The sequence below is a fragment of the Pseudomonadota bacterium genome, assembly GCA_023229365.1.
Classification (GTDB): domain Bacteria; phylum Myxococcota_A; class Polyangia; order JAAYKL01; family JAAYKL01; genus JALNZK01.
This window is the reverse complement of sequence record JALNZK010000147.1, coordinates 1-12,319: the sequence shown is the minus strand read 5'-3', so window position 1 is coordinate 12,319 and position 12,319 is coordinate 1. Positions and strand designations below refer to the sequence as shown.

Below are 12,319 nucleotides of genomic sequence, written 5' to 3'. Positions count from 1 at the left end.
CGCCGCGCCTCTACGCGGCTTCGCACCGATCCGCTTTTCCATGAAAACGATCGCGCTGGCCGCGATCGAAACGCCGCGCTTTTCGAAGATCGTCTACACGAACAACTTACACCGACACTCCGCGGCGATTAGGCCCCCCGACTTCTTCCTGCGCAACGTCCGCGCCAAGCCACAAAGCAACCATTGACGAGACATTGTCTTCGCGAGCGTCGTTGTCTGCCGGTTGTTCATCGAGCATTCCCCCAGAAACGCCGCGACGATGAAGTCGCGTGTATCGTTTAAGTGTCCGCAGTCGAGAAGATCAGCACAAGAAGAATCGTCACCGAGGATAAAAAAAGAGACGAGGCATCCAATGCAGATAGAATAGAGCAAGTAAGACGGAAAATTGGGGTCGCCCCCGGTTCGCTGCTCAGACCCAGGCCAGCTCTTTCTTCATTATCTATATTTGTAGGCAGCACTTCAGCGTGATCCCGACGCGCCTGCCTCCATCCCCACCCCTCGCAGCCCGCGCTCGACAACGCTGACGTCCCCGATCTGTTGATGATGATCGGAACGTGCGGGTTTCGATCGCGCCCCCGCTTTTCCCGGCGCCCATCTCGATGCACGGCGATAGAGTCCCCCTCGGAAAAGCAGGAGGTGGAGCCATGCCGTCCGCGATGACCGTCCACGCCACGTACGCCGGGGGGATGTGTTCACCTCCATCGAGATGGAATTCGTCTTCCGGGGCGCGGGACTCGATCCCGCCGCGATCGAGAGGGTGATCGCGCAGGCCGACGAGAAGGTGTACCCGGTCTGGGCCATGGTGAAGGCATCCGTGCCGATCACGACCGCGTTTCGCATGGTGGAGATCGAGCGGGATCACTCCGCGGGCGCGAGGCTCCGCAGCAGCCGGTTCAGCGCCCAGACCTCGACCGCGCGCAAGCTCTCGAACTGGGCGCCGAAGCCGTCGCCGGGCTGTGACCAGCGGACGACGGAGGGCAGGATGCACGCGTCCGGGATGCCCGGGAGCCGGGCGTGGATCAGCACCCGCTGGCCCACGGGTGGCGGGTCCGCCATGTCCACGTAGAGCCCGCCCAGGCTGATGTTCCGTGCCCGCGCCGGATGCACCGCGCCCGCCCACTCGACTTCAACGTCGCAGGCCCAGTCCCGGCGAAAATGCTGTCGCTCGTGTGTCATCGGTCTCCTGTTCGCAAGGCCTGCCGAGAATGCCCCATCTGCTCCCATTAACTCTATACGGCCCGATCCGTTTCACTCTTTAGGTGCTGGTGAAGCAGCTGAGGGGGGTGGACCCATGAACGCGAGCGAGCTGAAGAAGAGGGCGATGGCGCTGGGCATCCAGCCGGGCAGGAAGCCGCGGCGGGAGATCATCCTGGAGATCCAGCGCGCCGAGGGCAACGCGCCTTGCTTCGGCGCCAACGACGGGAGCTGCCGCTACACCGACTGCTGTTGGTTCGACGACTGCGAGGTGCAGCACCGCAAGGGCGAAGGCTGAGAGGACGACGGCAGGGGACGAGCGGAGCTCCGCCCCATGCACTTTTTATTCGTCGTCTTTCTACTTCTTGATGTTGGTACTGGGGCGCGGACGCCGACGAGGCGCGCGGGCGGCGTGGTTGTGCGTCGAAGCGGATCGGCTTACGCTCGAGGAGCAGCTACAAGGCGAGGAGGTGTGAGATGCGGTGGTCGACCTGGATCATGGGGCTCGTCGCGATCGGTCTCACTGCCGGGTGCGGCGACGGTGGCAGTAGCAACGACGTTGACGCGGGACCGGACACCGATACGGACGTGGACAGCGACACGGACGGCGACACGGACACCGATTCCGATACAGACACCCAGTGTGCCGACATGCTGAACTTCAGCCCGTGTGAAATCATCACCGAGCCGGACCGCTCCTACGACATCTGCATCGACGGGTATTGCCGTTCGCCGGGGTGCGGCTCGTTCGAGTGCAACCCGCCCGGCCCGCATTTCCCGCTGCCCGACACCGGGCAGGCGCTGTGCTACGGCGGCACGCTCGATTCGATGGAGTGCCCGGGCACGGCCGGAGATGCAGTATGCGCGGATGCTCCATACTGCGGTCAGGATGCCCAGTACGGCTGGGACGTGTCCCACGTCGCGACGAACCGGTTCACGCGCACCGAAGAGGTTTCGGGCGAGCCGATCGCGATCGACAACGTGACCGGGATCATCTGGCAGGCGGCGCCCTCTTCCGACGTTAACATCCAGTGGAACGCTGCGCTCACCTTCTGCGACTCCCTGTTATGGGCCGGCTTCGACGACTGGCGCCTTCCGGACATTTTCGAGCTCACGAGCATCATGGGCCTCGGGCGGGCGGATCCTGCGGTCGACGAAACCATTTTCGATTTCATCACCTTTTCCGGTTACTGGTCGTCCTCGTATGCGGGCCTCGATTCAACGGAGTCCTACGAACGCGCTTTCGAAGGACTGTTTTTGTGGGGAGAGTCGTCCGTGTCCGGCTTTGGCAACCCAAAGCGTGTCGTGTGCGTGCGCGGCGAGCCCACGCCGCAGCCGATCGCGCGATTCACCCGCTCCGAGCCCGTCGAAGGCGAGACGATCGTGACCGACGGAACGACCGGCCTCGAATGGCAGGGGTGCATGGCCGGGCAGACGGGCGCGGACTGCGCGGGGGAGGCGGATCCGACGAGCTGGCCCGACGCGCTCTCGTATTGCGAGTCGCTCGCCTTGGGCGGCGCCGACGATTGGCGCCTCCCAGACCGCGTGGAGCTCTTCAGCATCGCGGACACGCAGCAGGAAACGCCGGGGATCTCGCTGGACGCGTTCCCGGGCGCGATGAGCTTTGGGGTCTGGTCTTCGACGACGTACATCGGGGCCTGGGACCCGGGCGATCCCGAAGAACAGGACACGGATCCTGTCCGGGCGTGGACCATGGACTACTGGGAAGACACCACACGTTCGGCCGCGAAAGCGAACGACCTCGCGGTGGCGCTCGGTGTTCGTTGTGTCCGCGGCGGCCAGTAGCAGCTCGCTCCTTCACACCCTCACCGGCATCACCACCGCGATCCTCCCGCCGTCGCAGTCGACGCGCAGCGGGATCGAGCGGGCGGCACAGCGAGAGCTTGACCGTTGTGGTGTCGGCGATCGCGTCCGTGAGGTGCGCCGCGTGGTAGCCGGTGATCGAGTCCTCGCCTCCATGGGGGTGCCAGCGGCGGTCGCCTCCTTCCCGGGCCGGTCCAGAACTCGTAGGATGCCCCGAGAGCGTTCGATCGCGGCGGAGGAGCACATGGTGGTTCGGAACGTCTGCCTCGTACTGTCGGTCACGGTGATCGCGGGCCTGCCCGCGTGCCGGGCCGACGAGCAGCGCGACCCGCCCGCGTCGAAAGCGACAGCGTTGGCGGTCCACGATCCGGCGCACCCGCCCATCGACTGCCCGCTGCGCAAACAGGGCATCGACCCGAACCACCTGCGCCCGTTCGAGGACGTCGAGAAGTACATCGCCTTCCTGGAGCGGCCGAATCGTGCGGTCTGGCAGAAACCCGACGCCGTGGTCGCGGCGCTCGGCCTCACCGGCGTCGAGACCGTCGTCGACCTGGGCGCTGGCTCCGGCTACTTCACATTCCGCCTGGCCAAGGCGCTGCCGCAAGGGCGGGTCGTCGCCGCGGACATCGAGCCCGAGATGATCCGGCACATCCACCACAAGCTGACCTCGGAGGGGATCACGAACGTGGAGGCGGTGCTCATCAAGCCCGACGACCCGGGCATTCCCGGCGACGCGGACCTCGTGTTCGTGTGCGACGTGCTGCACCACGTCCCGGATCGCGCCGCATGGCTGGGCAAGGTCGCGGCCGAGATGGGGCCCGGCGCGAAATTGGTCTTGGTCGAGTTCAAGGAGGGCAACCTGCCCGAGGGCCCGCCCGAGTCCGTGAAGATCACCCGATCCCAGATGGTGGAGCTGGCGGCGAAGGCCGGGCTCGCCCTCGATGCCGAGCGCGCGGACCTGCTCCCGTACCAGTCGTTCCTCGTCTTCCGGAAGGCGCCGTGAGGGGGATCTGAAAACCCGGTGGTGCGCGCAACTTGATCGCGCCACCCAGCGCTGCGTTGCCATCGAAGGGGCGCGTTTGCCAACACGAGCGCGCGGCCCTCGGGGATCCAGCAGCGGCGCGGCGCAAGACCACGATCATCTACCCGTTCGTCATCGAGCCGGAGAGCTCACCGTAGGTATGGAGACCAAGCATTTGCCCGTCTCCAGAACCTTCCCGTGGACACGCCGTTGACACGGGGTTGTGAAATGAAGTGATATTCATGTGATATCAGGTGACGAACCGTGACATCGCGATGATCTGCAAGCCCTTGCCATGTTTGATTTTTTCAATGTTATTCAACAGGTTACAAGAAGCCCTCGATCCCGGCGGACTCAACTCCGGAACCGAAGGTCGCGCGTTCGAACCGCGCATCGCCCGCTGAAGAAAAACAGGCACTTACGGTTTTCCGTGGGTGCCTTTTTTCTTGCCCAGTGACAAATAGATGACACGACGCGAGATTGGCTAACCGGCGGCCTTGTGCGGCGGCGAGACTGGCTCCAGCGCCTCCACGACCCTCAGCTGCCCCCTGAACAATGACTCTGATGAGGCGTTTTGCAGGTGACTTCAGCCGCAATCGCCGCCGTCCCAGCTGCACGCCGCGTTGTTGCACTCGTCGTCGCAGTAGTCGTCGCCGATCCAGTACCCTGGGCAGCCCGGGGCGCACTCTTCCTCACAATCGCCGCCGTCCCAGCCGCACGCCGCGTTGTTGCAATCGTCATCACACGCGCCGTCGCCGATCCAGTACTCGGGGCAGCCGGGCGCGCACTCGTCGTCGTTCTCGCCCTCGCATTCCGCCATGTCGTCGTACTGGTCCTCGCACTCCTCCATCGCATCGCTCTCGTCGCAGTCGTTGTCGAGGATCTCCCGGAAGAAGCAGGAGTAGAAGTCCTTGAACTCGGAGTAGCACTCCTCGCCCTCGTTGTCCTCGGCGTCCTCCTTGCACTCGTCGATGCAGTCGCCCATGTCGTCGTACTCGTCGAAATCGTCCCAGCACTCCTCGCTGACCTCGCACATCGACTTGCAGATCTTCTCGATGTCGCTCTTCTCGTCCTTGCACGAGGCGAGGCCGAGCGAGAGGCCGAGGACGGTGGGCAGGGCCGCGAGCAGCGCGATTCTTCCGGTCTTCATCGTCGGGCTCCTTTCATTGGTTCTGGCGCGGTGTCGGTTCTTGTTCGCAGCATAACAGACTGCTTCGGGTTGGACGGGAAAAAGGCGCTTCGTGTTCCCACCAGGGGGTCACCCGGCGGGAAGCAGCGTGGCGGCCAGGGGCCTGCGGGCGCGGCCGGCCCTCTCCCCCACCCCGTCCAGGGGGTGCACCCTCACCAGCCGCCGCCGCCCTTCGATCCGGACAGGAGCCACGCCCAGAACCGTCGCGGCGCGGCGAGCGGCCTCCCGAGGTCGATGTCCCCCAGGCGGACCAGATCGAGCAGGCGCGACGGCTTCGCGTAGGTCGACAGGTACGCCCCGGTGCGCACCGCGACCGCGATCGCCCGAGGTCGCGCGGCGAGCCCGCCGAGCGGTCGCCAGGGGCAGAAGACCGAGAGGTGGGCGTAGCTCCAGCGGTGTTCCCGCATCGACCGCAGCGTCGCGAGCGTCTCGAGGGCCGTCTCGTCGGGGAGCCCCGTCAGGTAGTACCCGGTCACGGCCACGCCGCGCAGGCGGCAGAGATCGATCACGCTCGCGAGGTGTGCCTCGTCGAGGGGGCGACGCAGGCGCTCGCGGGCGGAGTTGCTCCCGCTCTCCACCCCGAGCGCGATCCGGCGGACTCCGCTGGCGGCCATCTCCTGCAGCAGCTCGCCGTCCAGAAGATCCCCGCGCAGCCCGTTCTTGAGCTCGATCCGAGCCCGGGGAAGATGGCGGCGAACCCCCCCCAGCACGGAGGAGAACCAGGCGCGGTCCTGGAGCGGCTGTTCGTCCTCGAACAGGAACGTGTCGATGCCGTGATCGCGCTGGAGGCGGGTCATCTCGTCGACCACGGCGTCAGGAGAGCGGGCGCGCCACGCACGGCGGTACCTTTCGGGCACCGGGCAGAACGCGCACTCGAGCCGGCACCCGCGCGACCCCAGGATCGGGGCCTGCAGATGACCCGCGCGCAGGGCGTGGGTCGCGTAACCCCGCCACGGGAACACGTGCCGATCGGGCGATCCGAACGCGTCCAGATCACCGAAGCGCGGCGGCGCGGGGTTGGCGTGGCCCCCGTCGCCCGGGAACCGCGCACCCGGCACGCCCTTTCGGACCGGGAGCCGTTCCAGGAGAGCCGGGACGACGTCCTCCGCGTCGCCCGTCACCTCGACGTCCGCCGCACCCGCCGCCAGGAAGAACCCGTCCGCGATCGCCGCCGCCGTCCCTGTGAAGAGGACGGGCCGCCACCCCCGCGAGCGGATGGACCGTCCGAGGCGGACCGCCTCTGCGACGTTGCGGATGGAGGCCTCGACGACGATCGCCCGCGGGCCGGGGGCGAGCCCTCGAGACAAACGCTTCTCGAGCCCGTCCGGCTCGACACGGAGGTCGATCCCGAAGGCCCCGAAGCCGCGTCGAAGCAGCGCGGCCGCCAGCGACGCGAGCTCCAGCGGGTACGGCGCCTCGAACGTCACCGCCGGTGCGAGCAGCCAGACGGATTCCTCCCGCCCCGTCATTCCCTGTTCTTCACGAGCAGCGAGCGCAAGGCCTGCTCGACCAGGAACCACTCGGAGCGCAGGTTGATGAGGAGGTTCACGTGTTTCATCGCGAGGTACCGCAGCACGTAGCGCGGGCGGAAGAGGAAGCGCTTATAGAGCGTCTTCTGCCACCGCCGGACGGACTCGTCGCTCTCGGCGCTCAGGTTGACGAAGTTCTCGTAGTGCCGGAACTCGCTCCAGTCCCCGATCTCCTTTCCCCCGTGCTGCTCGTAAGCCGGCGAGCCCGGGTAGCAGGTGAAGTAGGCCACCTGGATGATGTCCGGATCGACGCGCTCGAGCAGGCGGAGCGACGCCTGGAAGTCGGACTCCTCCTCGCCCGGCGCGCCCACCATGAAGTACCCGACCTTCAGAAGCCCCGCCTCGCCGGCGAGCCGGAACGCCCGCTCGATCTCCTCCACGCGGGTCTTCTTCTTCATGCTGTCGAGGATCCGCTGGGAGCCGCTCTCGATGCCCATGCAGAACGTCGAGCACCCCGCCCGCCGCATCGCGCCGAACATCTCGGCATCCACCGGCGTCACGCGCCCCTTGGCGAGCCAGGAGATCCGGACTCCGCTCGAGCGGATGCGCTCGCACAGCTCGAGGACCGCTTCCCGGCTGCTGTTGAACAGATCATCCGTGAACACGAGCACGTTCACCCCGCGGCGCTCCAGATCCCGCATCTCGGCCACGACGCTCTCCGGCGAACGCGCGCGGATCCGCGAGCCGTACGACGTCCGCAGCGAGGCCGAGCAGTAGACGCAGGAGAAGGGGCATCCCCTCTTCGCCTGCACGAACCCCCATCGATACGGGCCGACCCGGCGCATCGGGTGGAGGTAGCGGTAGTGCGGGTTGAGGAAGAACCGATGCAGCGGCCGAGGCAGCGCGTCCAGGTCCGCAATCAGGGCGCGGTCGGCGCCGGCGACGATGCGCCCGTCGGCGAAGCGCCGCGTGCCGGGAACCCGACCCGAACGGGCGGCGTCGACGTCGCGCACGATCTCCGCGACCGTCTCTTCGAGCTCGCCCGCGACGCAGGAGTCCACGGGGGATCCGTCGAACAGGAACGCCTCTGGGACGGCGTCCGCCTGCTGGCCGCAGGCGACGACGAGCGTCTCGGGCGAAACGGCGCGGGTCCGCCGCGCCAAGGCGAGCATGGCGCCCGTCGCCGGTGTGATCCCGCGCATGACCAGCACCGCGGGACGGTCGGCGCGAATCGCCTCCACGATCTCTTCGGTGCGGAACAGCCCCGTTTCCAAGTCGAGGATGGCCGTCGGCGTTCCGTCGCGCTCGACGAGGGCCGCCGCGTACCCGAGATCCAGCGGCGCCTCGCAGTTCTCCGGGTGCCGGTTCCGATCGTCCAGCCACGACGGGATGTTGACGAAGAGCGCGCGCGGCGTGCCGCGTATGAGATCCCGCTCCCGGCCTCCGAGCCGCACCAGCAGCCCCCCGAGCCCCTTGCCCGCGCCTCTCCTCGCGCTCATCGCAGCTTCCCGACGTCGAGGCCGGCGGCGCGCCTTCGGAACAGGCCCCGCAACGGCCGGGGAACGGTCAAGCCCATGGCTCCGGTGGGACAGACCTCGTGACAGGCCAGACAGCCGATGCACTCCCGGCCGATGACCCACCCGCGCGTTCCCTTGCGCACGCAGCGCACCGGACAGACGTCGACGCAGCGCCGTCCTCCCTCGCACCTGCCCGGGTCGTGGACCGGCTTCACGATCCTGCCGCGCACCCAGTAGTGAGCCAAGGTCGTCCAGATCGTCCTCTCCGACCAGTTGCGCGTCGGCCGCTCGAAGGGGCCCGGCTCGGGAACCGCCTCGCGGACGATGCGGAGCATCTCCTCTCCCGGCGCGCGCGGGTCCGGACCCAGGCCGCGCCCCGCAGAGGCCCGGATGGTGGGGATGGAAGCGGGGTCGAACCCGACGGCCAGGGCGCAGGCGACGTCCACGGCAAACGGATCCCCACCGACGACGAGACCGGGGACGCGGGGTATGGGACCGACCCCGGGACCGCGCCCTGCGAGCGCCCAGACGCCGTCGACCATCGCGGTCAGCGACCGGACCCCTCCCTGCACGAGCGCACGGTACAGGTCGACGACCCCTTCCGCGAACGCGTCGGGGCCCGGCCGGCGCAGGTGCATCGCGCACTTCGTCGCGCCCGGCATGGTGCCGACGAGGTTCTTGAGCGCGAGCGACAGGACGTTCAGGGAGTGGGTCTTGAGCTTGGGGACCGAGACGACGGCGTCGACCTCGAAGAGGATTCGCGGCAGCCAGAAGACGGCGGGATCGCGCCCGGCCAGCGAGATCCGTTCGAACGGCCCCGCGTCCAGGTTCACCACGCGCCCGCCCGCCCGCTCCACGGCGGAGCGAACGCCGGAGGCGTCGAAGACCTCGTCCGTGAAGCCGAGGATTCCCGACGAATCGCCGACCACCACCTCGCTCCCCAGCGCCACGAGCTCCGCCGTCAGGGATCCCACGAACGCCGGGTGCGTGTTGTTTCGATGCTCCGGAAGGGAGCCCTTCATGAGGTTCGGCTTGAGGAAGACGCGACGGTGCGCGAGGGTCTGCGTGAGCCCCGTGGCGTCCATGACGTCCCTGAGCGCCGGGCGGATCGTCCGGTAGTCCGTGCAGCGACGGATGGCGACGCTCGCGGGCGGGGCTCCCTTGAGGCTTCTGTCCATCGAGATCCTCGAAACGCCGACACGGACGCTCCGACTTTGTGCCGACGCCGGCCGTGGCGTAGAATTGTACTTCGAGAAGCCCTATGGGACCGAGGAAATCGACAACGACCGTCGCGGGCGCCCTGGACTTCGGGTACGGCCTGGCGACGACGGCGATCGCGACGGTGGCGAGCCCCGCGCTCCGCCGGCTCGCGCCGAGGCAGCAGGTGCGGCTCATCTGGGGCATCGACCGGGCCGTCGCCGCGGTCATCAGGCTTCCCTTCGGGCGGGCCTTGTACGGGGACTTCCGCAAGCACGGCAAGATGGAGTACGACGAGGTGTTCCATCCGGAGCCGGGCCCTCGGGAAGACGGCGCGCCCCGGGAAGACCTGGCGGTCCACTACTCGGGCGGCAAGGACTCGTTGTACGCGGCGCTGAACCTCGCGCCCACGTTCGGGCGCCTCCACCTCCTGACGATGGTCAACCGGAACATGGTCGGGGTCGACAGGAGCGAGACGCCGACCGCCTGGCTGCGCGCGCGCCTGGGAGAAGACCGGATCGTCCGGGAGCACATCGACAGCGACCGGCTCTTCCAGGAGCTCCATTTCGAAGGCCGTGACGAGAAACGAAGGAGGTTCGGCGCGATCGCGGAGACGCTGTCGTGCGTCACCTGCTTCTCGGTGCGGGACGTCCTGACGGTCCCGTACTGCAAGGCGAACCGCATCCGCTGGGTCGCGAACGGGACGTCCCCGCAGTCCGGGTACGGGTTCGAGCAGAACCTCGTCGGACAGAGGATGTCGCAAGCGTTCCTGCGGCGCTACGGGATCCGCCTGAGGGTTCCGTTGTGGGAGCACCCGGACGCCACGCCTCTCGAGGATCTGTACGAGCAGGGCGTCGTTCCCGAAGGCGCCCTGAGGAAGGTCCACCAGTACGATCTGCGGCTCATGATGCAGCCCCGGTGCCCGCTGGGGGTCTGGCAGGGCATCAACATGAAGCGGCACGAGTTCCTGCGGGGCCACGACGATCTCCTCGACGTCGCGACGCGGTACCGCAGCTACCTGGAGGAGCGCGGAGAGCGGTACCTTCGGGAGGAGTGCGGGATCGTGCCCGAGCGGCCCTCGCCTTAGGCGCCGCGCTCAGCCCAGCACGAGCCCGCAATCGGCGCAGGCGCCGTCGACGAGCGGGGCGGTCGTGCCGCAGGCCGGGCAGGTGACGCCGTCCCGCGCCGAGCCGGCGGGCGGCGGAGGCTCCACCGCGCAGCTGAGCCCGTTGCGCTCGAGCTCCTTCTTCCAGTCGTCCTGCAACAGAGCCGCGATCCTCGGGACGTCGCGCTCCCGAACCAGGAGCGAGCCCTTGATCCTTCAGCCGCCGCCCGTGCACGGGCCGAGCAGCACCGGGACGTCCGCCTCGAGGCACCGCCGGTAGAAGCTCTTGATCGCCGGCAGCTCCGCTTGCAGCGCCGGAACGATCGCGCCTCCCTCGCCGGAGTGGCCCTCGATGATCGCCCGCGCCTCGTCTTCCGTCATGTCCACTACCTCCTCGCCCGCCCGCATCATAGCACACCGATCCATCGCTCCCTCCCAAGATGCCGCCACATCTGGTATCCCTGACGGATGGAAGCCCCCGGGACGGACGCCGACCGCCTCCCCCACTCGTGCGACGCGGTGGTCATCGGCGCGGGCGTGGGCGGGCTCGTCGCGGCGGCGCTGCTCTCCCGGGCCGGGCTCGAGGTCTGCGTGCTCGAGGCCGCGCCCAAGCCCGGCGGCTTCCTCGCCGGCTTCTCGCGCGACGGCTTCGTGTTCGACACGGCGGTCCACTGGCTCAACCAGTGCGGGCCGACGGGCCTCGTGCACCGGATCTTCGAGGGCGTGCGGCACGACGCACCGGCGACGCCGCAGATGACCCGCATCCGCAGGTACCGAGGCGACGGGTTCGACTACCTCCTGACCCGGGAGCCGGACGCGCTGCTCGAGACCCTGCTCGGGGATTTCCCGGAGGATCGGCGCGGGCTCCTCGCCTTCTTCACCTCGGCCCGCTCCCTGGGCGAGGCGTTCGGCCGCTTCGGCGCGAACATGCGCGCCACGCAGACCATGACCCTCCTTGAGAAGCTGCGCACGTTCTGGCGCATGACCGCGGCCGGCCGGCCCTTCCTCCGCTTCGGCGGCGTGTCCGCCCAGGCGGGCCTCCGTCGCTTCTTCAAAGGGCCGATTCTGGACCGGATGTGGCGCGCGGAATCCGGCCTCCTCGCCTGCCTCATGCCCGTGGCGTGGGCGTACGCCGGCGACTTCCAGCGGCCGCCCGAGGGCGGGAGCCAGCGCATCCCCGCCTGGCTGGCCGAGGTCTGCCGGGACGCGGGAGCGATCGTCGCCTGCCGGACCCGCGCCACGCGCATCGTCGTCGAGGGCGGCCGGGCCACGGCCGTGCGCTACGCGGCGAACGGGCGCTCCGCAGGCGAGGGAGAGCTGCGCTGCCGTCACGTGATCGCGGCGTGCGACGCGACGACCGTCTACCGCGATCTGCTCCCGGAGAGCGCCGTCGGCCTCCGCCTTCGCCGCCGGATGGACCGCGCGGAGGTCTACGACTCGGCCGTCAGCGTCTTCCTGGGCCTGGCGTCGCCCGCGACCGAGCTGGGGATCGCGGAGGAGTTGGTGCACATCACCCGGGGCGACGTCGAGCGCGTCGACCACACGTCGGGCGATCCCGCGACGAGCGAGATCAACCTCATGGTGCCATCGATCCTCGACCCCACTCTCGCGCCGCCGGGCAAGGCGACGCTCATCCTGCACACGGCCGCGAGGATCGGCCAGAACGAGGCGTGGAAGACCGGCCCCGGCCTCGAGCGAGGGCCGGCCTACCGGGAGCTCAAGCGGCGCTACGCCGACGTGCTCATCGGCCGCGTGGAGGGCGTCCTCGGCGCCGATCTGCGCTCCCGAGTGGAGGTGTGCGAG

14 protein-coding genes are annotated in these 12,319 nt (G+C 68.5%); 7 read left to right on the top strand and 7 right to left on the bottom strand.

The window, feature by feature from the left end; all coding sequences use genetic code 11:
* A partial coding sequence (locus tag M0R80_28220) for a hypothetical protein (protein ID MCK9463526.1) occupies window positions 1-187 on the top strand: 187 nt, incomplete at its 5' end.
* 671 nt (window positions 188-858) lie between these two features.
* Here M0R80_28220 and M0R80_28215 read toward each other — a convergent pair.
* The gene (locus tag M0R80_28215) at window positions 859-1,176 is read right to left on the bottom strand and encodes a PilZ domain-containing protein (protein MCK9463525.1); all 318 of its coding nucleotides are present in this window, start codon (window positions 1,174-1,176) and stop codon (window positions 859-861) included.
* 115 nt (window positions 1,177-1,291) lie between these two features.
* Between M0R80_28215 and M0R80_28210 the strand changes: the two genes are divergently transcribed.
* From M0R80_28210 to M0R80_28195, 4 genes are all read left to right on the top strand, one after another.
* Entirely contained in the window at window positions 1,292-1,492 is a 201-nt protein-coding gene (locus tag M0R80_28210) for an SAP domain-containing protein (protein ID MCK9463524.1), read from the top strand.
* Between the two features lie 179 nt (window positions 1,493-1,671).
* Window positions 1,672-3,000, top strand: coding sequence for a DUF1566 domain-containing protein (locus tag M0R80_28205; GenBank protein ID MCK9463523.1), 1,329 nt, complete (start codon window positions 1,672-1,674; stop codon window positions 2,998-3,000).
* Window positions 2,972-4,021: a class I SAM-dependent methyltransferase gene (locus M0R80_28200; GenBank protein ID MCK9463522.1), complete on the top strand. Its 1,050-nt coding sequence runs from the start codon at window positions 2,972-2,974 to the stop codon at window positions 4,019-4,021. Before M0R80_28205 ends, M0R80_28200 begins: the two co-directional genes overlap by 29 nt.
* Before the next feature lie 32 nt (window positions 4,022-4,053).
* On the top strand, window positions 4,054-4,197 hold the full coding sequence (locus M0R80_28195; GenBank protein MCK9463521.1) for a hypothetical protein: 144 nt from the start codon (window positions 4,054-4,056) through the stop codon (window positions 4,195-4,197).
* 428 nt (window positions 4,198-4,625) lie between these two features.
* Here M0R80_28195 and M0R80_28190 read toward each other — a convergent pair whose 3' ends face one another.
* The 4 genes from M0R80_28190 to M0R80_28175 form a co-directional block, all read right to left on the bottom strand.
* On the bottom strand, window positions 4,626-5,189 hold the full coding sequence (locus M0R80_28190; GenBank protein ID MCK9463520.1) for an LNR domain-containing protein: 564 nt from the start codon (window positions 5,187-5,189) through the stop codon (window positions 4,626-4,628).
* Window positions 5,190-5,380: 191 nt separating this feature from the next.
* Window positions 5,381-6,697, bottom strand: a complete 1,317-nt coding sequence (locus M0R80_28185) for a radical SAM protein (protein ID MCK9463519.1) — start codon at window positions 6,695-6,697, stop codon at window positions 5,381-5,383.
* The gene (locus M0R80_28180) at window positions 6,694-8,196 is read right to left on the bottom strand and encodes a B12-binding domain-containing radical SAM protein (GenBank protein ID MCK9463518.1); all 1,503 of its coding nucleotides are present in this window, start codon (window positions 8,194-8,196) and stop codon (window positions 6,694-6,696) included. The genes M0R80_28185 and M0R80_28180 overlap by 4 nt, the downstream gene beginning before the upstream one ends.
* Complete coding sequence (locus M0R80_28175; protein MCK9463517.1) at window positions 8,193-9,392, bottom strand: DUF362 domain-containing protein; 1,200 nt, start codon at window positions 9,390-9,392, stop codon at window positions 8,193-8,195. The genes M0R80_28180 and M0R80_28175 overlap by 4 nt, the downstream gene beginning before the upstream one ends.
* Before the next feature lie 83 nt (window positions 9,393-9,475).
* On the opposite strand from M0R80_28175, the gene M0R80_28170 reads away from it, so the two are divergent.
* Window positions 9,476-10,498 (top strand): hypothetical protein, encoded by a 1,023-nt coding sequence (locus M0R80_28170; GenBank protein ID MCK9463516.1) that lies wholly within the window; start codon window positions 9,476-9,478, stop codon window positions 10,496-10,498.
* 9 nt (window positions 10,499-10,507) lie between these two features.
* On the opposite strand, the gene M0R80_28165 is transcribed toward M0R80_28170, so the two are convergent.
* Both M0R80_28165 and M0R80_28160 read right to left on the bottom strand, forming a co-directional pair.
* A complete protein-coding gene (locus M0R80_28165; GenBank protein MCK9463515.1) occupies window positions 10,508-10,675 on the bottom strand; it encodes a hypothetical protein in 168 nt (55 codons plus the stop codon).
* A 57-nt stretch (window positions 10,676-10,732) separates the two neighbouring features.
* The gene (locus tag M0R80_28160) at window positions 10,733-10,942 is read right to left on the bottom strand and encodes a hypothetical protein (GenBank protein ID MCK9463514.1); all 210 of its coding nucleotides are present in this window, start codon (window positions 10,940-10,942) and stop codon (window positions 10,733-10,735) included.
* A 42-nt stretch (window positions 10,943-10,984) separates the two neighbouring features.
* On the opposite strand from M0R80_28160, the gene M0R80_28155 reads away from it, so the two are divergent.
* A partial coding sequence (locus M0R80_28155; GenBank protein ID MCK9463513.1) for an NAD(P)/FAD-dependent oxidoreductase occupies window positions 10,985-12,319 on the top strand: 1,335 nt, incomplete at its 3' end.